17 protein-coding genes are annotated in these 22,168 nt (G+C 32.5%); 7 read left to right on the forward strand and 10 right to left on the reverse strand.

The window, feature by feature from the left end; translation table 11 throughout:
• Nucleotides 1-7 precede the first annotated feature (7 nt).
• Nucleotides 8-841, forward strand: a complete 834-nt coding sequence (locus BUB42_RS06875; RefSeq protein ID WP_073018785.1) for an OmpA/MotB family protein — start codon at nt 8-10, stop codon at nt 839-841.
• A gap of 76 nt (nt 842-917) precedes the next feature.
• On the opposite strand, the gene BUB42_RS06880 is transcribed toward BUB42_RS06875, so the two are convergent.
• From BUB42_RS06880 to BUB42_RS06895, 4 genes are all read right to left on the reverse strand, one after another.
• On the reverse strand, nt 918-1,937 hold the full coding sequence (locus tag BUB42_RS06880) for a carboxypeptidase-like regulatory domain-containing protein (protein WP_073018532.1): 1,020 nt from the start codon (nt 1,935-1,937) through the stop codon (nt 918-920).
• A gap of 9 nt (nt 1,938-1,946) precedes the next feature.
• Complete coding sequence (locus BUB42_RS06885) at nt 1,947-2,567, reverse strand: L-threonylcarbamoyladenylate synthase (protein ID WP_073018534.1); 621 nt, start codon at nt 2,565-2,567, stop codon at nt 1,947-1,949.
• Between the two features lie 45 nt (nt 2,568-2,612).
• Nucleotides 2,613-4,946, reverse strand: a complete 2,334-nt coding sequence (locus BUB42_RS06890; RefSeq protein ID WP_073018536.1) for an ATP-dependent helicase — start codon at nt 4,944-4,946, stop codon at nt 2,613-2,615.
• A 117-nt stretch (nt 4,947-5,063) separates the two neighbouring features.
• Entirely contained in the window at nt 5,064-5,831 is a 768-nt protein-coding gene (locus tag BUB42_RS06895; RefSeq protein WP_073018538.1) for a sulfite exporter TauE/SafE family protein, read from the reverse strand.
• 128 nt (nt 5,832-5,959) lie between these two features.
• On the opposite strand from BUB42_RS06895, the gene BUB42_RS06900 reads away from it, so the two are divergent.
• A complete protein-coding gene (locus BUB42_RS06900; protein WP_073018539.1) occupies nt 5,960-6,481 on the forward strand; it encodes a DUF7935 family protein in 522 nt (173 codons plus the stop codon).
• Between the two features lie 27 nt (nt 6,482-6,508).
• Here the strand turns inward: BUB42_RS06900 and BUB42_RS06905 are convergent, their stop codons facing one another.
• From BUB42_RS06905 to BUB42_RS06915, 3 genes are all read right to left on the reverse strand, one after another.
• A complete protein-coding gene (locus BUB42_RS06905; protein ID WP_073018541.1) occupies nt 6,509-7,639 on the reverse strand; it encodes a serine hydrolase in 1,131 nt (376 codons plus the stop codon).
• A 609-nt stretch (nt 7,640-8,248) separates the two neighbouring features.
• Nucleotides 8,249-8,722, reverse strand: coding sequence for a GIY-YIG nuclease family protein (locus tag BUB42_RS06910; RefSeq protein WP_073018543.1), 474 nt, complete (start codon nt 8,720-8,722; stop codon nt 8,249-8,251).
• Nucleotides 8,723-8,805: 83 nt separating this feature from the next.
• Nucleotides 8,806-10,869, reverse strand: a complete 2,064-nt coding sequence (locus tag BUB42_RS06915) for a M1 family metallopeptidase (RefSeq protein WP_073018787.1) — start codon at nt 10,867-10,869, stop codon at nt 8,806-8,808.
• Nucleotides 10,870-10,966: 97 nt separating this feature from the next.
• Between BUB42_RS06915 and BUB42_RS16865 the strand changes: the two genes are divergently transcribed.
• Both BUB42_RS16865 and BUB42_RS16870 read left to right on the forward strand, forming a co-directional pair.
• Nucleotides 10,967-11,206, forward strand: coding sequence for a Dph6-related ATP pyrophosphatase (locus BUB42_RS16865; RefSeq protein ID WP_317614893.1), 240 nt, complete (start codon nt 10,967-10,969; stop codon nt 11,204-11,206).
• Between the two features lie 286 nt (nt 11,207-11,492).
• Nucleotides 11,493-11,612, forward strand: coding sequence for a hypothetical protein (locus BUB42_RS16870; RefSeq protein ID WP_317614894.1), 120 nt, complete (start codon nt 11,493-11,495; stop codon nt 11,610-11,612).
• A gap of 111 nt (nt 11,613-11,723) precedes the next feature.
• Here the strand turns inward: BUB42_RS16870 and BUB42_RS06925 are convergent, their stop codons facing one another.
• The 3 genes from BUB42_RS06925 to BUB42_RS06935 all read right to left on the reverse strand — a co-directional run bounded on the left by BUB42_RS06925 (nt 11,724) and on the right by BUB42_RS06935 (nt 14,130).
• Complete coding sequence (locus tag BUB42_RS06925; RefSeq protein WP_073018545.1) at nt 11,724-12,929, reverse strand: GAF domain-containing sensor histidine kinase; 1,206 nt, start codon at nt 12,927-12,929, stop codon at nt 11,724-11,726.
• Between the two features lie 319 nt (nt 12,930-13,248).
• A complete protein-coding gene (locus tag BUB42_RS06930; protein ID WP_073018547.1) occupies nt 13,249-13,794 on the reverse strand; it encodes a DUF1697 domain-containing protein in 546 nt (181 codons plus the stop codon).
• 129 nt (nt 13,795-13,923) lie between these two features.
• Nucleotides 13,924-14,130: a hypothetical protein gene (locus BUB42_RS06935; RefSeq protein WP_073018549.1), complete on the reverse strand. Its 207-nt coding sequence runs from the start codon at nt 14,128-14,130 to the stop codon at nt 13,924-13,926.
• A gap of 1,304 nt (nt 14,131-15,434) precedes the next feature.
• On the opposite strand from BUB42_RS06935, the gene recG reads away from it, so the two are divergent.
• The 3 genes from recG to BUB42_RS06950 all read left to right on the forward strand — a co-directional run bounded on the left by recG (nt 15,435) and on the right by BUB42_RS06950 (nt 22,142).
• On the forward strand, nt 15,435-17,543 hold the full coding sequence (recG, locus tag BUB42_RS06940; protein ID WP_073018550.1) for an ATP-dependent DNA helicase RecG: 2,109 nt from the start codon (nt 15,435-15,437) through the stop codon (nt 17,541-17,543).
• A gap of 379 nt (nt 17,544-17,922) precedes the next feature.
• Nucleotides 17,923-18,981, forward strand: a complete 1,059-nt coding sequence (locus BUB42_RS06945; protein WP_073018552.1) for an efflux RND transporter periplasmic adaptor subunit — start codon at nt 17,923-17,925, stop codon at nt 18,979-18,981.
• 65 nt (nt 18,982-19,046) lie between these two features.
• Nucleotides 19,047-22,142 carry an efflux RND transporter permease subunit gene (locus tag BUB42_RS06950; RefSeq protein WP_073018554.1) on the forward strand — a complete coding sequence of 1,032 codons (3,096 nt, stop codon included), beginning with the start codon at nt 19,047-19,049 and terminating at the stop codon, nt 22,140-22,142.
• The last annotated feature ends 26 nt before the right edge of the window (nt 22,143-22,168 follow it).

A 22,168-nucleotide genomic window follows, 5' to 3' on the forward strand; every position in this document is an offset into this window, starting at 1 on the left:
TTATTTTATGAAAAAAATCGTTATCGCCTTATCCGTTATGGCACTTCTTTCCTCATGTGTCTCTAAAAAGAAATACACTGAATTAGAATCTAGAAATAAAGAAACACAAGATTTATTAAATACTGCTACTGTAAAGTTAAATACCTGCTTAGAGGAAAAAGCTGGCCTTGCTGCAACCGCGTCTGCTTTAAAAGAGCAAAATCAGGATTTGATGAGTGTTTCAAAAGATATGACCATTTTGTCCACTAAAGGTGCTCAAAATATTGAAAAAGCCTTAGAATCAATAAAAGAGAAAGATCTAAAAATTAGCAGAATGCAAGATGCGTTAACTAAAAAAGATAGTGTAACTCTTGCTGTTGTTACAAGTTTAAAAAGCGCTGTAGGAATATCTGATCCCGATATTGAGATCAACGTTGAAAAAGGTGTTGTATTTATCTCTATTGCCGACAAATTATTATTTAAAACTGGTAGTTATGAAGTAAGTGATAAAGCTAAAGGAGTATTAGCTAAAGTTGCTAAAGTTGTAAACGACAAACCTGATTTTGAGTGTATGGTTGAGGGTCATACGGATAACGTTCCGTACAATGGCACCGGAATTTTGTTAGACAACTGGGATTTAAGTGTGAAACGTTCTACTTCAATTATTCGTGTTTTAACGAATCAGTTAGGTGTTAAACCAGAGCAATTGATTGCAGCAGGAAGAAGTTCTTATGTTCCTTTAGTTGGAAATGATACAGCTGAAAACAAAGCTCGTAACAGAAGAACACGTATTGTTGTTTTACCTAAAATCGATCAATTTTACGAGATGATTGAAAAAGAGATGAAAAAACAAACAAAATAAAAAAGTTTTCAGTGAACAGTTATTAATGTTCAGTTTGTATAAAATTAGAAAACGTCCCAATTGCTTGGGACGTTTTTTAATTTATACCATAATTAAGAGGCAACATATCACCTACTTTTTGTTCTATTATTTTTCCTGAAAAGAGGATGTTTTCCGAATTAGAATTATTTCCAAATTGATCAATATAAAAATTAGTAGTCTCAAATATAATTCTAGATTGATCTGCTTTTTTATACAATAAGGTAAATTCAGCAACAAATTTCATTTTGTCCAACCCTTTAATCTGTTTAGCAACTGTTATTTTCTTTAAATCTAAGGTGTCAGTAATTGTAAAAAAATCTTTGGGATTAGCTTGAAAACTTCCTTTAAACAGCAAAAAATTGTCTTTATTCCATAAATTGCCAGCTAAAGTTCTAAAAAACTGCAACTGCGAACCTTGATAACTGTTAACTCTTCTTTTTAGTGTTTTAGAACTGTTGTCAGTTTCTTCAAAACGGGAGACACCGGCATAATAACTTTTTTTAACATCGCTTGATCTGATACTCAATTTGTAAAAATGAGTTATGAAATTTAGTAACTCATAATTAATAGTATATCCAAGTGCGTTATTATTAATTATTAATGGCTTTTCTGAAAAAGCAGTTAGCGTGTTGCTTTTCTTGTTGTACTCAAAATAAATATCATCTTCATTTTCAATTGTTGCTTTTTTTCCAAAAGTAGTTGTTCCCAGAAACTGTTCTCTAAAAAGTTTGATCTTTTCTTGTCTTGAAAAACCGTCTCGACTTACGATAACTTCTTTTAAAATTTGAGCAACTGGATACAACACAATATAAAGCTCTGTTTTATTACTTTTATCTGTAATAAATTCTGTTTGAAATCCAACGGAACTAACTACTAGTACCGCATTTAATTTAGAACCATAATTTAAGCTAAAATTTCCATTAAAATCAGTTATAGTTCCTATTGTCGTTCCATCAAAATAAACATTCACACCGGTCAAAGACGCTTTTTGTTCATTCACTATTTTGCCAAAAATTTTTTGGGCATTTAGACTTTGAAAATAGAAAATAACACAAATTATAATACTATTTTTCATGTCTAGACTTTATAAAATACTTAAATTTCCTTTCCCTTCTCTAACAACAATAGGTTCATCGCCAGATAAATCAATGATTGTTGAGCCTACGTTATCGCCATAACCGCCGTCAATAACTAAATCTACTAAATTTTGCCATTTTTCAAAAATTAGTTCCGGATCAGTGGTGTATTCAATTACATCATCTTCGTCCCGGATAGAGGTAGAAACAATGGGATTTCCTAGTAATTTTACAATTTCTAAAGCAATTGAGTTGTCTGGAACCCGTATTCCAACCGTGGTTTTCTTTTTGAATTCTTTAGGTAAATTGTTATTTCCTGGTAAAATAAAAGTGTAAGGTCCTGGCAAAGCTCTTTTTAATATCTTGAAAGTAGGCGTGTCAATTTGCCGCACGTAGTCAGATAAATTACTTAAATCGTGACAAATAAAGGAGAAATTAGCTTTCTCTAACTTTATTCCTTTGATTTTAGCGATTCGTTCCAAAGCTTTTGTATTTGTAATATCACAGCCCAATCCATAAACGGTATCGGTTGGGTAAATAATCAATCCGCCGTCTCTCAAAACCTTTACCACTTTGGCTATAGCCGCTTCATTTGGTTTGTTTTCGTATATTTTTATAAATTCAGCCATCTTCTTAATTAATTATCTATTTATTTCTTTCTAAAGAATAGGTTTTTATCCAATTACATCCAATTTTGCAAATCGCAATAACAATTTTTTTATTCCGCCGACTTCAAATTTGATTTCGGCTTTTTTATCCGCTGCTACTCCTTCGAGACTGATTACTTGTCCTTTGCCAAAGCGCTCGTGCATAACAATATTGCCAGCAACTAGTTTATTATCAAACAAATTTGCACTTCCCGAGCTCGCATTAGAAGAAACAGCTTTCAATTTACGAACATTAATCTCCGATTTAGGTTCGCTACTTGACATATATTGAGGTGGCGTTCCGCCTACTGGTTTTGCAAGACGCAATTTGGACTTATCCACATCTCCAAAAATATCGCTGTCAATCATAGGTTTGTAACGATAATTGTTTTCAGGTGGAGTAATATATTCTAAATATTGACTATCAATTTCCTCAATAAAACGGGAAGGTTCACTATCAGTGAGTTTTCCCCAGCGATATCGAGACTGTGCATACGTTAAATAAGCTTGATGCTCCGCACGTGTCAACGCAACGTAAAACAAGCGTCGCTCTTCTTCGAGTTCGCTTCGTGTACTCATACTCATAGCACTTGGAAACAAGTCTTCCTCCATTCCTACAACAAAAACGTGAGGAAACTCCAATCCTTTCGCTAAGTGAATCGTCATCAACGCTACCCGATCTTCGTCACTAGTATCTTTGTCTAAATCAGTAGCTAATGCAACATCCTCCATAAATTCCGATAGTGCTCCTCGCGCGCCATCAATTTCGATTTGACCTTCGGTAAAATCTTTAATTCCATTGAGTAATTCCTCAATATTTTGGATTTTAGCCATTCCTTCTGGAGTAGCATCTTTTTTTAATTCTTGAACCAAGCCCGTTTTTTTTGCAACATGATCGGCTAAATAAAACGCATCTTGGTTTTCATTTATGGCTTGGAAACTTTGAATCATTGTCACAAAATCAAGTAACTTTTGTTTGGTGCCAGCATTCAGTTTTAGGTCTATGCGTTCAATATTTTGCATTACTTCAAACATCGAACGTTTATAATGATTTGCTGCAATAGTTAATTTTTCAATCGTGGTATTCCCAATTCCACGCGCTGGATAATTAATTACTCGCATCAATGCTTCTTCATCTTTTGGGTTGATTACTAAACGCAAATAACACAATACATCCTTCACTTCTTTTCGCTGATAAAATGAAAGTCCACCATAAATTCGATACGGAATATCTCTTTTTCGCAAGGCATCTTCCATAGCACGGGACTGAGCATTGGTACGATATAAAATTGCAAAAGCACCATTATGCAGCTGATTTTGCATTTTTTGTTCCCAAATAGTGCTTGCAACAAAACGACCTTCCTCATTATCAGTTATACTGCGATGCACTTTTATTTTGGCACCAAGATCATTGGCAGTCCAAACTACTTTATCCAGTTTAACTTTATTTTTTTCAATAATGGTATTTGCTGCTTCAACTATATTTTTTGTCGAACGATAATTCTGTTCTAATCGATACGTTTTTACACCTTCATAATCCTTTTGAAAATTCAAGATATTATTAATGTTAGCACCACGAAAGGCGTAGATACTTTGAGCATCATCACCCACCACACATATATTTTGAAATTTATCAGATAATGCTCTAACTATCAAATATTGGGAGTGATTCGTATCTTGGTACTCATCTACCAAAATATAGCGAAAGCGGTTTTGATATTTGGCTAACACTTCAGGAAAACGAGTTAATAATTCATTGGTTTTAAGTAATAAATCATCAAAATCCATTGCTCCGGATTTGAAACAACGATCGACATAATTTTGATAAATTTCGCCCATTCGAGGTTTTTTTGACATCGCATCGGCTTCCTGTAAATCGGGATCGTTGAAATAGGCTTTAACGGTGATCAAACTATTTTTAAAATTTGAAATTCGGCTTAAAACTTGTTTTGGTTTATAAACATCTCTATCGAGCTGCATTTCTTTTATAATTCCAGAAATAGCACGAAGTGAATCCTGAGAATCATAAATCGTAAAATTAGATGGATAACCTAGGTGTTCCGCCTCTGAACGGAGAATTCTAGCAAAAACCGAGTGGAAAGTTCCCATCCAAAGGTTTTTAGCTTCACCAACTCCTACAATATCAGAGATACGCTTTTTCATTTCGCGTGCTGCTTTATTAGTAAAAGTTAGAGACAAAATGCTAAAGGCATCGACGCCTAGATGCATTAAATAAGCAATTCTAATAGTCAACACTCGAGTTTTCCCCGATCCTGCTCCCGCAATAATTATCATTGGACCGTCCTTTTGTAAAACGGGTTCTCGCTGGGCTTCATTTAGTTGATCAATATATTTATGCATGAGAAATTTTTAATTTAAGAATACAAAAATAGCGTTTTTGAGTGAGGTTTTAAGCGTCTAAAAACAACAAAATCAGATTGAGTTTTTTATACCTACAAATAAAAAAATTGATTCTGGCTATTTAAAAAACACATCATAACCAAAACGGATTAACGTGCCAATAACAACAACTAAAAAGAAAACTCTGATAAAACTATTCCCTTTATTTATTGCTAATTTGGCGCCAAGCCAACCTCCAAAAGCGTTACTGAAAGCCATTGGTATAGCAATTGCCCAAATTATTTTCCCCTTCAAAATAAAGAGACAAATGGAACCAAAATTTGTCGATAGATTCACCATTTTAGCATTTGCGGAAGCATGTAAAAAATCAAATCCCATAATGGCAATAAAAGCTACCACTAAAAAACTTCCCGTTCCTGGGCCAATAAAACCATCATACAACCCTACAATAAAACTAATTCCAATTGCATTAAAAATTTGTGTTGCATTAGATTGTATTTTTTCAATATGTTGTCCAAAATTCTTCTTCGCATAAGTATAAATAACTAAAAATGACAAAATAACAAGCAATAAAGGTTTCATAAAATCATTACTAACATACGTCAATAAAGTAGAACCTAAAAAGGCCGATGGAAATGCCAGCAGCATCATAATGCTTAGTAATTTCCAGTTCATATCTACCTTTTTAAGATATTGATATGCTGCAAATGATGTTCCGCTAAAAGCAGGTACTTTTAGAGTTCCAATAACTGTTGAAACTGCTAAATTTGGCAACAAAATTAAACCCATCGGAGTTTGTATCAGTCCGCCACCGCCTACAATAGCATCTATAAATCCTGCTGCAAAGGCGGCTAGGCAAAGTAAAACTAGAACGTATGTTTCCATTTAGTTAATCAAATTTAAAATCTGTGACAAATTGGTAAATTTACTATGCTGATTTATTTATTGCTAATTAAATCGAGTCGATTTATTATTTAAAAAGTATATTTTTGCGTTTCAAAATCAACTTCGAAATGGATTCTACAAAAATCATTGAAATACTCGCTTATTCATTGCCTTCTCTTATAACTGGCGGTGTTGCGTACTTTTTATTTACTTCTTATTTTAAAGATCAGCAAAATAATAGACGATGGCTATTGCAAAAAGAGGCACAAAAAGACGCTTTACCTTTGCGTTTGCAAGCTTATGAACGCTTAACCTTGCTGATGGAACGAATTAATCCATCAAAATTGATGGTTAGAGTCAATCCTCTTTCTACTGATAAAACGGATTATCAAAATTTTATAATTGCTCAAATCGAACAGGAATTTGAACATAATTTAACGCAGCAAATTTACGTTTCAGAGGAATGTTGGTCGATTGTAATTACAGCAAAAAATGCAACAATTCAAGTGATTCGAATAGCAACTGCTTCTGAAGAAGTAACTGATGCCGACAGCTTGCGCGAATTTGTAATTAGTGAACTAATAAATAAACCTGCGCCAAGCAATGCCGCCTTATCTTTCATTAGAAACGAGGTTGGACAATTGTGGTAAAATTGATTTTCTAAAAAAATTGTGATGTTATTTTTTATTTTTTTGATATAATATCCTTCCTAATTCAGCCAGAAAAGGCAAGCTAATTTCATCATATTCATAAATATTATCATTGTAAATGCCGTTTTTATTGGCTAAGATTGTTGCTGACAACATGAATTCAACTTTGTTTTCGGTATCGACAATGTAGGCGCAATCTATCATTGTGCCATAAGCATTTCCAACTTTGTTGTAAATTTTGACAGTTGCAGGAATATTTTCTTTGGTATCGCCATACATGAAAAATTTACAGTATCCATCATAATATTCTGCTGCATCATATCCGGCATTTTTAGGTAAATTTTGCATCGAGAAAAGAATGAATTCTCTATCTTTTTCTGTTATTTTAAAACGTTCTTCTTCACTGAAAATCTCAGGAAAAACAATACGTTTTAAAGTGTTATGTAAGGACTCTAAGGGATAATAATTTCGTTTCGAGAAATCAAACGGCTCGTTTACTAAAGTGCCTTTTGATAAATATCCAATTCCCTTTTTTATTCCGTTTAGAGTTAGTTCAACAGGTTTTTGACCAAGTTTTGAAGGTATTATTTCTATTGTTCCATCGTTTTTATAAATTGTGGTCGCTTTAATTATTGGATTACTAGAATCAGATCCAGAAAGCCGATGGCTCAAACGAAACGGGGACAAACCTTTTTGCTCCATTTTTTGATTTATGTAATCAAATCCAATGAATTCGAATAAATTAGTACTCGCTTCATTATCACTGACGGCAAAAACTTTTGAGATTTCTTCAGAAAATTTCATTTTATCGGTATTGCCATCGATAGAAAACTCAGAATTAATTGAAGTGTTTGCTATTGTATTTAACTTTTCTAATGCTAAAATTGCTATTGGAAACTTTACAGTACTTGCTGGATAAAAATAATTATTCGCATTTGTATTATACGTATAATCTTTCAACGATATTTTGCCAGCTTTATCTCTGATAATTTGAGTATAAATAATTTGGACTTCGTATTGAGCCCTATTATCAATAATCCGTTTTATATTTGGATTTTTCGATGCCAGAGTTTCTGTCAGAATATTTTTATTAGCACTACAACTAACAAGCATTGCAAGCACGCCGAGCGCAAAAAAACTTATTTTACATCGCATCATAAATGGTATTTTTATTGATTAATTTAAAATTTTAAATATAGTGATGACCTTGTAATAAATTGAATGAAAAATTAAAAGTGTGGCTACTTATTCTCGCTCACAATTTTTGATTCATTAAATGCATAAACATACTATTGTTACCAACATTCTCTCATTACTTTTTTATTAAAAATAAGTGCATTATTGGAAATCTTAATCGTTGTCTAATATAAATGGAGTTTTAGATCGTGATTGCTAACTATTAATTTTCTTTAGCAATATCGTGTTTTTCAACTCAATCTAAATCAATTTTACACAAATCAATCATCGCAACTGCAATCATGAATCGATTTGTATTCTGCTTTGTTTTTAGACAAGTTGGTCATTATAATTATAGCAAATTTATTAATCACTTTTAATTTATTGAAATTATTGACCCAAAATTCTTCAAAATTCAACTTTTTTTAAATTAAATTTTATAGACCAAAAGTTCCCTCGCTGGGCGACTTTTGCGAGCTTCGGAACTGATTATTTTCTGCCACGATAAGATTTCTTGCGAAAGATAAACGTCCGGATTGCACAAAATTCGCAATAGTGCAAAAAGTGTGTTGGAAACAGTAGTTGATATTCTTAATGATTTTCAAATGTATTATTTACAGGATATGTTTTTAATTTATAAGCGAGGTACGGTTCAAACATTGTCTGTAAAATATCATTTTCTACTCGAATACACTTGAATTCTAAATTTTTTAAATTCAACTTGTGTTTTCTGAATATTTCTAAGAACTCTTCAATCTGCATTAATACTTTTCGTTGCTTCTTTATTTCGCTCTGATTCCCATATTCCAATTTTGCAAGGTTGAACGCAAAACTTGCACTTTCGCTTCCAGAGCTTTCTCTTGTATGCCATTGTATTCTATTGCGAATATTATTTGAACGTCCAACATAAATTGGTTTACCACTTTCGTAGAAAACATAAATACCCCGATATTTAGGTAATTTGTCTCTTTTTATAAAATCAGACTTAATAAATTCTTCATACAATTCTTTAAACAAAGAATCCAATTCTGCTTCATAAGGTTTTAATTGTTCTAGCTTTTCCATTTTGGTTTCGTTTTCGGTCTTAAAATTGCATTATTTTTCTGTGTCTGCGTTACTATTGCTACCAACTTGCAGCGAAGCCTTATTTACTCATTTAATAGCCTTTGTAACTGAAAGCGCTCATTTTCATTTAAATCAATTAGAATCTTTTCAAACGAATTGCGCAAATCTTTATTTTGTAATAATTTTCTAATCGTGTCCCTTCCAAATTTAGAAAATTGCCATGTGTGATGGGTGGTTGCATTAACTAAATTCTTCAAAACCATTTCGTTCATAATACGAAAAGTTATTAAATTTTCTAAAGCATTTTGTCTCGTACTTCCCTCATATTCGCTTGATGAATATTTAATTAATTCAGCAATCAACTCTTCTTTATTTGAAATATAGCCATCGGTATTTAGCGCAAGTGAAATCCATAAAGTACGTAAATTATGGTCGTTAAATCCAATCCAATTTTTAGATTGCTGTAAATATCTAAAACGTTGTTCTGGAAAATTATTCCATAAATTGATTAAAGCAATTTCTTGCGTTTGATAGGAATTATCATTTAATAAAGTTTCATATTGTTCTCTAAAATCTTCTGGAATTTTAGTTAAATTCTGCGCTACTGTTTGTCGAACTTGTGTGTTGTTTGTTTCTAATGCTAAAATCAATAACTGCTTTTTATCTTCAAAAATTTCATTTTTAATTTGGTTTACAATTGCTTCCTTGACAGTAAAATAGGCATTAGATTTCATCACTTTTACAAGGAAATCATTTTTTTCTAACAACGGCTTTTTGCGCATTGTATCTATTTCTAGAAGTAGTCGCGTAGCTGAATTTTTTTTCAGTAAACGATTGGCTTCCTCGGTGTTAAATTTGGTAGTTTCAAGCCACCCCTTGCTAAAATTATTTAAATCAAAAGTAGAAACTTTCCTGATTTCGGCAAAAAAATCATCTGTGGTGACATTTTGAAATGCATGCTTTTTTAAATACGATTGTACTGCTTTTTTAAAATTGTTTTCACCGATCGCTTCCTGCAAAACAAATAATGCCCAAGCACCTTTTTGATAAAATGTTAGCGAACTAGCTTTGGCATTCAAAACAGGAATAGTATCAGTTCTAGAAGCAAATTTGAGTTGTTGCGCTGATTCATAAAGTTTTGAATAGAAATAGTCTTCACCATATATTTCTCTTTCTGCCAGTAATGCATAGTATGTTGCAAAACCTTCTTGCAGCCAATGGTGTTTGCCATTCTCAGCTGTGACTAGATTGCCAAACCACTGATGCGCTAATTCATGCGCATTAACATTGATGTAGCTTCGATCTTCAAAAGCTGTTGAATCGACTACATATGGACTTGAAAATACTGTTGCCGAAGTATTTTCCATACCCGCATATAAAAAATCACGAACCGGAATTTGCTTATAGATTTCCCACGGATACTGTATTCCTATTTCTTTTTCTAGAAAATCAAACAACATCTTCGAATACCGATAAGTTGGTTCAAATCTAGCTTTATCTTTTGGTTCGTAATACATCTCGAGAGGAATTCCAGATTTAGCTATTTGAATTTGCTTTTCAAATTTTCCAATGGCAAGCATCAGTAAATAAGAACTCATCGGTTTTTGCATGCGGTAGTTCCAAACCGAAAATCCATCAAGATCCGACTTAGAGACTAATTTTCCATTCGAAATAACTTCGTATTCTTTGTCAAAAGAAATATCCAAATTAAAAACGACTTTTTCATTGACATCATCAAAGCTAGGAAACCAATGGCTTGTATATTTTCCTTGACCTTGCGTCCAAATTTGTAAATTATCTTTCTCTGTTGAACCAATAAAGTACATGGTTTGCTTTGGCTTAGCCAAATAATTAAAAGTCAGCGTATTTTTTCCTTTTTTGAATGGGAAAATAATTTGTAATTGTTTTTGAGTATTGAGGTGTTTTACTGTTCCATAATTGAGTTTTACATTAGAAAAAACCATATTTTGCGCGTCAATTTTTATAGTATCTGTAGACTGCAACATTTCAAAATGATAATGAATATCTCCAGAAACATTTCGGTCTATAGGATTAACCGTAATTTTTCCTAAAACCGATTTGAAATCTACAACCTTTGTTTGCTGAGCAAATGCGAGAGTGGTAAAAAAGAGAAAAATATATTTCATTAAAGTTATTTTAAACTTGAAAATCAAAGTTACAATCATTTAGCCCTCATTTAAAAACAATCCTGTAAGTTTATGTCATTAAAATAACAAAGAAGTATTGAAAAAGAAAGCAATATTTAACTGGAGTGGCGGAAAAGATTCTGCGTTGGCGTTGTATAAAGTCTTGAAAGGATCAGAATTTGAAATTACTTGCTTGTTAACTAGTGTGAACAATCAGTTTCAGGGCATTTCTTTGCACGGTGTTCGTGTCGAATTATTAGAACAACAAGCTAAAAACATTGGAAAAACGCTCGAAATAATGCCAGTTCCTGAAATGCCGTCAATGGAAGTCTATTAGAATATAATGCCTGTTACGCTGATAAAATCAAAAAATCAAGGCATTTTACATTCTATTTTTAGAGATATTTATTTAGAAAATTTACGCCAATATAAGGAAGATCAATTCACCAGAATTGGTTTAACAGTTGTTTTTCCGCTTTGGAAAATACCTACTTTAGATTTGATTTAAGAAATTATACGTTTAGGATTTAAAACGATCGTGGTTTGTGTCAATGAGCAATTATTAGATAAAAGCATCAAGTCGGATTATTGATCAAAATTTTATTAATGATTTACCAGAAAATGTGGATGTTTGCGACGAGAATGGCGAGTTTCACACTTTCACTTTTGACGGACCTATTTTCTCACAACCAATCTGTTTCGAAATTGGAGAGACATCGTATCAAAAATATGAAAGTCCATAAAAAGTGAATTCTTCTAGCACAATTCGTGAAACAACTGTTTCTGATTCTTTCAAATCTTGATTTTGGTACTGTGATTTAATTCCCCAATGATACTTGAAAAATCAATTAGTTTTAATTTCGTGCCAACGTAAAAATGAATTTGGATCCTTTGCCAACCTCTGAATGTACTGATATAGTGCCACCAAGATCTTCAACTAATTTTTTTACAGTCGCTAAACCAATTCCTGTTCCTTTTACGCCAAATCGATCTACGCTGTCAACGACAGTAAATAAATTAAAAATAACTTTTTGGTTTTCTTTTGAAATTCCGATTCCGTTATCAGTTACAATGATTTTATAAAAATCATGTTCTTCAGTGATAATTATTTCAATTTTTATTTTCTCTTTATCGGTATACTTTATTGAATTGGTAACTAAATTATTTAATATTTGTTCAAAAGCGCCTTTGTTAACGCAAATAGAATTTACAGTAGCTTTAAAAGTGATGATACAATTATCTTTAAAAATGTAGAGATTTGAAAAATCCTTTTCCAGATCAGAGATAAATACTTCACTACAATTTTCTTTATCTAGTAAACTAGATTTACTGTAAAGCAATAAATTATCAATCATTTCCTTTAATTTTACCGTTGAACTTTTAATCAAATTAATAACCTCATTACCTTCTTTATCAATTGAATCGCCATAGTTATCTGTGAAAAAATCGCTCAAACCAGAAATATTTGCCAAAGGAGATTTTAAATCATGAGCAGCAGAGTAAGCAAATCGCTCTAGGTCATCATTCTTTTTTTTCAGCGCAATTAGCGTTTTTTCAAGTTCAATTTTATTGAGGCGTAGCTCTAATAATTTCATTGTTTGGTCTGCTAGCGCTTGCAATGCTGTTTTTTGCTCCTCTGTTAAAATTTTAGGTTTATGATCAATTACGCAAATTGTACCAAGCGGAAGTCCATGCAAATTTTTTATCGGTGCACCAGCATAAAAAACGACATTGTTTGATCCATCTACGGTAGGATTGTCATAAAAACGAGGGTCTTTTCGGGCGTCATTAACTTCAAATACTTCATTAGGATTATTAATGGCATGAGCACAAAAAGAAATGTCTCTTGGTGTTTCAGAAATATCTAAGCCTTTGCGGGATTTAAACCATTGACGGTTTTCATCTACAAAAGTAATTAAGGCAATAGGAGTTTCACATATCTGCGAAGCCAATGTTGTCAAATTATCATAATCTGATTCTGGTAAGGTGTCTAAAATCGAATACGATTTTAATAATTTTATTCTTTCGTTTTCTTTAATAAATTTATCTGGGGCGATCATTTTATCGTATAACTTTTTTGAATTTTATAAATATATGCTATCTAGGGTTTTATAATTACGCAAATTGCTTGGGAAAATATATTGACACAAAAATACTCTAAATTCATCCTTACGCTTTTCTTAAAACAGTGTTTTTATCAAAAATTTAATAGTACCAACAAATTTTTAATCCAAAAAAATAATTTAATAATTAAATATTTACAATTTATAAAACAGTTGTTTTAAGCCAAAATTAAAAGAATTTCTCTGAAAATCAATCGTTTATTATTGAATAAATTATTTATCGAAAATAGTAAAACAGTTATTATTATTATTATTATTATCGCTCTTCGTACATTTTAAGAAGTTGTATAACGGTATTCCAATTTCGTATTGTGGCAATTACATTTAGTTTTTTCTCGATGTATTTTTGATCAAAGCGTGTTTTACCAGCACCTACTGCATACTTTATAAAAATTTTATTTCCATCAATACTCGCTTCATCTGGTTTGAACTGGCTTATTCTTAAATCATTCATACTGTTACTTGACAAAGTGGTGGAAATAAAAGCGACGTATAATTTTTTACTATCCACTTCTTTATCTTTTAAAAAAGGATTATTTTTTAAACAATCCTCTAAATCTACTTTGTCAATGACCACTACAGGAACTTCGTGACCAAAAACCTTGAAAATTTCCTGTTTTATTTTAAACCCAACAGCAGCCGCATTTTCCTCTTCGGTATCTATAAAAACATTACCTGATTGTATGTAGGTTTGTACATTTTGAAAACCTATGGCTTCCAAAGTCGTTTTTAAAACTTCCATTTTAATCATGCTGTGACCAGAAACATTGATACCACGAAGTAAAGCGAGATGAGTTGTCATTATTGTGTTTTTATATTTTGCGAAGGTATTGCGTTTAGAACTGAAATCACAATTTAGTACGTACTGTTAAAGTGTAACTGTCATTCTTCAATTAAAGTTTTAGTTTATTTAATCATTTAAAATAATCCCTTATTCGCTAACATTTTGTTTTTTTCGAAGATCTAAATAAGATTTCATAAATAAAACAGCAACTGCCAAACGAAACAAGCGATACACCCAAATATTAGTTTCCCAAAATAGAACTTTATGATTTGTTTCTTCATCAAATAAGGAATAGATAAAAGAGATCAAGAATAAAATGGCTAGGACTAAATAAATTGTTTTTGATATTTTCATTATTGGTAAATTTGATTGAGTTTATGGTAATGTTGTAAGTGAGAATTTAAAGAAAGTTTTAGGGATAAAATATTTGTCTTCTGCGTTGTTAAACTATTTTTTATCATTTTTCAATCCATTATTTTAAGATTAGAAACACTTTAGATAAATAAAATATTGTCCAGTAAAGCTTTATTCAATTTAGAACCTCTCACAAATAATGGTTGGAAAATCTCAACTCTATTATCGACTGTCAGTTTGTTTAATTTTTCATTATCACGAAAGAACGTCATAAAGTCTTTCCTTTTTATCTTTTGATAATATTCTATATTTTGATAGGTTTTTACTAAATTTTTTGTGTTTAATCCAGTTGCTAATATTATTGTATAATTATAAATAATAAACTTGGAAAGTTTTATATGTTTTCACTTCGTGCGAAAAAAAAAACAAGTAAGCATATAGATTTTCTTATTTGGATTAATTTTATTTTTATGATTTCAAATATAATAATAATTATCGTACTTTTTATTAGAAAATTCTTTTTCAAAGTTATTTCGTGATTACCTAATTTTAATTATTTTTTTTTGACAATAAATCAATTGGATCAGGCTTTAGCCCGTTTTTAAAAGTAAAATTTAATTTGGCTTTGGCCAAAACCAATATTAAGTTTTGGCTATAGCCAAATTATTTTGCATTTATACACATTGGTCTGAAGCCCAACGCTATTGAATTTTTGAAACATTTAAAACCAAATTTTGAAAATTAGATAAAGGATGATTTCCAAGCCTTTTAAGATTTGAAATACATTACAAATCAATTGAATGTGAAGGAAGTCTAAAATCCGTCGATTTTTATCCAGACTTTTTAAAAAAAAAGTTATTTTTTAACATTGATCTCGAATACTGTTTTCCCTTAATTGTCAAAAAAAAACGAAAAACCAATATTCATCATTTCACACTATTTTAGTCATTTACACCGCGTTTTCTAGCCTTGATAGCAGTGGAAAGCCTTTACGAGCGGAAAACCATTTTTTCTAGTTGTGGCAGAGCGACCGGAGGAAGCTCCTGCACCAACTTAGAAAAAAAGTTTGACGCCGCAAAGCTTGTAACGAATAGCGAGAATAGCTTCTACGAAAAGAAAAACATCTATAATATCGCAGAACTTTTTAGTGCTTTCGATAGATAACATCTGGCTTTTTACTCAATTTTACCATTTTTAAATTTCCAAACAAAAAACTACCTTCGCTTGTGGAAACAAGAAAGAATCGAGTATGTGAAAATAGCCTCGAAATTATAAAATCTGCAATTTTAATTTGAATACTTGTAATGTCTAATAACCTGCTCCTCACTCCTATCGAATATTTAAAAGGCGTTGGTCCCAATCGGGGCGAATTGCTTCGTAAGGAATTGGGGATTCATAAGTATGTGGATTTAGTTAATTTTTTCCCTAACCGATACATTGATCGAACGCGTTATTACAAAATAAACGAACTGCAAAACAATGGTGCCGAAGTTCAAATTATTGGTAAGATCATCAATATCAAGACCATAGAATTTGGTAAAAACCAAAAGCGATTAGTCGCAACATTTGTTGATGACACGGGGCAAATGGAGCTGGTGTGGTTTCAAGGTCACAAATGGATTCGGGAGAGTTTACAATTGAATGAAGTTTGTGTAATTTTTGGAAAATGTACCACTTTTGGGAATATGTTTAATATGGCGCATCCCGAAATTGAGTTGATGATCGAACACAAACAGAGTCTTCGATCAGCGATGCAACCCGTTTATCCATCGACAGAAACGCTTACAAATCGCGGTGTTTCGAACAAGGTCATTAATAAAATGATGCAAACATTGTTTCTGGAAACGCAAAATTTATTTGCTGAAACTTTACCTAATTATTTGATTGCCGAACTAAAATTGATTTCCAAAAAAGAAGCTTTATTCAACATTCACTTTCCCACAAGTCCTGATACGTTGGCGAAAGCCAAATTTAGATTGATATTTGAGGAATTGTTCTTTATCCAATTGCAATTAATTACAAAAAATCTAATCCAGAAACATAAAATAAAAGGCCACTCGTTTACTGTAGTTGGAGAATATTTCAATGATTTTTACCAAAATCATTTACCCTTTGAGCTTACAAATGCTCAAAAAAGAGTAATCAAAGAAATAAGAAATGATTTGGGTAGTAATGCCCAAATGAATCGATTGTTGCAAGGCGATGTAGGTTCTGGAAAAACAATTGTCGCGTTTATGAGCATGCTCTTAGCGCTTGACAATGGTTTTCAGGCTTGCTTAATGGCACCTACAGAAATATTAGCCAACCAGCATTATATAGGTTTATCAGAGTTGGCACAAACGATAAATATAAATATTCGGATTCTTACAGGTTCGACTAGAATTGCACAAAGAAGAATAATTCACGAAGAGTTAGAAAATGGAACCTTGGATATACTTATTGGAACTCACGCTTTGATCGAAGACAAAGTAAAATTTAAAAATTTAGGTCTAGCTGTAATTGATGAGCAACACCGTTTTGGGGTTGAACAACGTTCTAAATTATGGAGAAAAAATACAATTCCGCCACACGTTTTGGTAATGACAGCCACTCCTATTCCTCGTACTTTAGCAATGAGTTTATATGGCGATTTAGATATTTCAGTAATTGATGAATTGCCACCTGGTCGTAAACCCATTCAAACCGTACATCGATTTGACAGTAACCGATTAAAGGTTTGGAAATTCCTAAGAGACGAAATTGCTTTGGGTCGCCAAATATATATCGTGTATCCGTTAATTCAAGAATCGGAAAAAATGGATTATAAAGATTTGATGGATGGTTACGAGAGTATTTCTAGAGATTTTCCGTTGCCGCACTATTCCATTTCGATCTTACATGGAAAAATGAAACCAGCGGATAAAGATGCTGAAATGAAACGTTTTTCAGAAGGAAAAACAAATATAATGGTGGCCACAACTGTGATTGAAGTGGGTGTAAATGTTCCTAACGCTAGTGTGATGATTATAGAAAGTGCAGAGCGTTTTGGGTTGTCACAATTGCATCAACTTCGTGGTCGCGTGGGGCGCGGCGCGGAGCAAAGTTATTGTATTTTGATGACAAGTCACAAACTAAGTCCTGACAGTAAAACTAGAATGGAAACGATGGTTCGAACAAATGATGGATTCGAAATTGCTGAAGTTGACTTAAAACTTCGCGGTCCAGGAAATCTAATGGGAACACAGCAAAGTGGCGTGTTAAATCTTCAAATTGCTGATTTAGTTCGAGACCGAGATATTTTGGCTTTGGCCAGAAATTATGCAATGGTATTATTAAAAGAAGATCCTGAAATGCAAAAACTAGAGCACACTGTTTTACGAGCAGTTTACATGGAAATGACCAAGAAGAAAAATATTTGGAATTATATTAGTTGATTTTTTTTAAAATTTTAATTAAACCTTTATCATTTCTACTAGTCTAAAAAAAACACTTTATATTGACTTTTAGAAAATATTTCTTTTTTGTTATTAAAGTTTCACATTTTGATGTAGAAAGTCAATCATCTCAATTAATTTGCAACTGTAAAAGCAAATCGAGTAGCAATAAAATTTATTAATAATTTAAAATTTTGATATTTAATTTAATTTAACTGAGAAAAAAATTTAGAAAAGAGCTAATTTTTGCACATACATCACTATTTGTATGTACCAACGTTAAATTATAATAAATGATTAAGCTAATTCCATTTGTAAAACTTAAATTTGTTTTTTAACTAAAATCACTAATAAATAATCCTACTTTACCTTATAATATATGAAAATTAAATACGTAGTTTATGCATTGTTAATCATCGGAATCATTGGATTTATTGGTTACAGAATTAATTCTAACAGTAATAAAAATGCAGATTCAAAAGATCAGAAAGGAAAAAGTCAGGCAATGGCCTTGAGTGGAATTGTTGTTAAATATGAAACTTTTGATAATAATCTTTCCCTTTCGGGATCTATAGAAGCTAATGAGCAAGTAGAAATTCGTAGTGAGGTTTCAGGAATTGTAGAGGGTATTTATTTTAAAGAAGGTAGCAATGTTAGTAAAGGACAAGTGCTATTTAAAGTAAATGATATTGAGTTGAAAGCGCAATTAAGGCAAACAACGACTCGGGAAGGACTAGCTTTTGAAAATGAAAGAAGAGCCAAATTACTACTTGAAAAAGAGGCTATTAGTCAAGAAGAATATGACGTAGCGCGAGCGGATTTCAAATCAGCGCAAGCGCAAAGTCAATTGATAGAGGCTCAAATTGCAAAAACATCAGTGAGAGCACCTTTTTCAGGAAAAATTGGATTGCGATCGATTTCGCCTGGAACATACATCACACCAATGATATTAGTAGCAAAGTTAGTCAACATTGGTAAACTTAAAATTACATTTTCGATTCCGGAAAAATATGCTAGTCAAGTGAAAACTAATACTACGCTAACTTTTAAAGTTGCCGGATCTGATAATAAATATAGTGCAACAGTTTATGCTATTGATCCAGAAATTGCAGTTGCAACGAGAACACTTCAAGTTCGAGCCATTGCCGAGAATAAAGATGGAAAGCTATTACCAGGAACTTTCGCCGATGTAGAACTGCCTTTAGACATTATAAAAGATGCAATTGTTATTCCAACTGAGGCAATTGTACCAATACAAAACGGGAAAAAAGTTTTTATCACTAATAATGGTCTCGCTAAGGAATTAATGATCGAAACAGCTACAAGAACAGAAACTTCTGTACTTGTGCTTTCTGGTTTAAAAGAGGGCGATACTGTGATCACAAATGGCGTTATGTCGTTAAAAAATGATGACAAAGTTAAAGTTACAATTAAATAGATTGCGGCATTAGACTATTTAAGTAATAAAAATCTAAGTTCAAAAATCTAAAATCTAAAATTTAAATGAGTTTATCAACTACAAGCATTCGGAGACCAGTAATGACCATCGTTATAAATTTGGCCATTGTGTTATTCGGAGTGATAGGTTATACTTTTCTGGGCGTTCGTGAATTTCCATCAATTGATCCTGCTCAAGTTTCTATTCGTACAAATTACACTGGCGCAAATGCCGATATAATTGAATCCCAAATTACAGAGCCGTTAGAAAAAGCGATTAATTCGATTGATGGAATTCGGAATGTAACATCTTCAAGTGCTCAAGGAAGTTCCAGTATTACCATTGAATTTAATTTAGATAAAAATCTTGAGGATGCGGCTAATGATGTGCGCGATAAAGTGTCACAAGCGGTGCGAAATCTTCCAGAAGATATTGATTCGCCTCCAGTTGTTTCTAAGGCTGATGCCAATGGTGATGCTATAATTTCGATGACTGTTCAAAGTGATAACAGAAACGCTTTAGAACTTAGTGATTATGCTGAAAATGTTATTTCACAACGATTAGAAACGATTCCTGGCGTAAGTGGTGTTCAAATTTGGGGACAAAAAAGATTTGCCATGCGTTTATGGATTGATCCCGTAAAACTAGCCGCTTATGGTTGTACCGTTTCAGAAGTTAGAGAAGCTTTAAATAAGCAAAATGTCGAATTGCCATCAGGTAAATTAACGGGCGCTAATACCGAATTGACAGTAAAAACGATTGGGAATTTATCTACTGCTGAGGAATTCAATAATATTATCATACGCTCAGATGGTGAGAAAACAGTGCGATTTAGTGACGTAGGCAATGCTGTGATTGGCGCTGAAAATATTGAAACTAAAATGACTCAATCAGGAACGCCACTAGTGGGTGTTGCGATTGTTCCTCTTCCTGGTGCCAATTATCTTGATATTTCTAAGGAATTTTATAAAGTTTTTGAAGCGCTGAAGAAGGATTTACCAAAAGATATCAAACTTAATATAGCAATTGACAATACCATTTTTGTAAAACAATCAGTAATTGAAGTCGCTGAAACACTGGGGATTTCAATTGTTTTAGTAATCTTGATTATATTCTTATTTTTCAGAGATTGGGCAATTGCATTTAGACCTTTAATTGATATTCCAGTATCATTAATCGCTACTTTCTTTATCATGTGGCTTTTTGGGTTTTCGATTAATGTATTAACTTTACTTGCTATTGTTTTAGCGACTGGTTTAGTTGTAGATGATGGAATTGTTGTGACTGAAAATATATACAAAAAAGTAGAGGAAGGAATGACTCCTATAGAAGCTGCAATCAAGGGTTCTAATGAAATCTTTTTTGCTGTGATTTCAATTTCTGTTACTTTGGCAGCAGTATTTTTACCTGTCATTTTCCTCGAAGGATTTGTAGGACGGCTATTTCGGGAATTTGGAGTGGTCATTGGTGCAGCAGTGTTAATTTCTGCATTTGTTTCATTGACTTTAACACCAATGTTAAATGCCTATTTAATGAAAGGTGGCGAGCAAAAAAAGTCTAATTTTTACATAAAAACAGAACCGTATTTTCAAAGTTTGAATAAAGGATACGCAAGTTCTCTAACTAAATTTATGAAAAGAAAGTGGCTGAGTTTCCCAATTTTATTTATTTGTTTTGGATTGATATATTTATTTTTTAATCTTTTACAAAAGGAAACGGCACCGTATGATGACCGAAGCGGTTTTACTATGCGAATGTCCACGCCAGAGGGATCTTCTTACGAATATACAGATCGATTCATGCAGGAGATTTCAAAACTAGTGGATGATTCTATAGCTGGAAAAAAAGTAAGTTTAGTGATTACATCTCCAGGTTTTGGCTCATCATCAGTGAATAGCGGATTTATAAGGGTGTCGTTGGTTCAACCAGGTGAAAGAGAAAATTCTCAAAAAGAGGTAGCCGAAAATTTAACAAAATGGACGAAGCGATATCCAGAAGCCAAGACTTCAATTATTGAACAACCTACGATTGCTGTTAATAGGCGTGGTGGATTGCCTATTCAATATATCATTCAAGCACCAAATTTTGAAAAACTAAGGGAAAAAATTCCAGTTTTTATGGATGAAGCTGCAAAAAATGAAACTTTTTCTATGACGGATGTCAACTTAAAATTTAACAAACCAGAAATTAATGTAACAATTGATCGTGCGAAAGCGGAAAGTTTAGGTATATCTGTGATTGATATTGCACAAACACTGCAGCTTTCACTCAGTGGACAACGTTTTGGATATTTTATGAGAAATGGCAAGCAGTATCAGGTCATTGGCCAGTTTGATCAAGAAGATCGCTCAAAACCACTCGATTTGACAGCGATGTTTGTTAAAAATAACAAGGGTGAATTAATCCAAATGGACAATGTTGTCAATGTAGAAGAGCAAAGTAATCCACCACAATTATACCATAACAATCGATATATGGCTGCTACTGTTTCGGCAGGTTTAGCGCCTGGAAAAAGTATAAGCGACGGAATTGATGCTATGAATGAAATTAAATCGAAAGTGCTAGACGATACTTTTACAACAGATTTAGGCGGAGAATCTCGGGATTTTGTCGAAAGTAGTTCAAATACTGCTTTTGCATTTGGATTGGCATTATTATTAATCTTCCTTATTTTATCTGCACAGTTTGAAAGTTTTATCGATCCGTTTATAATAATTTTGACAGTTCCAATGGCTGTTGCAGGAGCATTATTCTCACTATGGTTATTCAATCAAACATGGAATATTTTTAGCCAAATTGGAACCGTTATGCTAATTGGTTTAGTCACCAAGAACGGAATTTTAATTGTCGAATTTGCTAATCAGCTTCGAGAACAGGGAAAACCAAAATTAGAAGCCATATTAGAAGCTTCGGAGGCGAGACTACGACCAATATTAATGACTAGTTTAGCTATTTCGCTAGGTGCATTACCTATTGCACTTTCGTTAGGTGCTGCTTCGACTAGTAGAATTGGAATGGGAGTTGTAATCGTAGGTGGAACTATTTTCTCATTAGTTTTAACGCTGTTTGTGATACCAGCTCTATATTTAATGTGGTCTAAAGCGAGAAAACATTATCCCGAGTTCGACAATATTGAAGAGTACGAAAGAGAAGTTAAATAAAAATACTGATGCCGTAAATTGATACA

The organism is Flavobacterium micromati, from assembly GCF_900129585.1.
In the GTDB taxonomy this organism is placed as follows: domain Bacteria; phylum Bacteroidota; class Bacteroidia; order Flavobacteriales; family Flavobacteriaceae; genus Flavobacterium; species Flavobacterium micromati.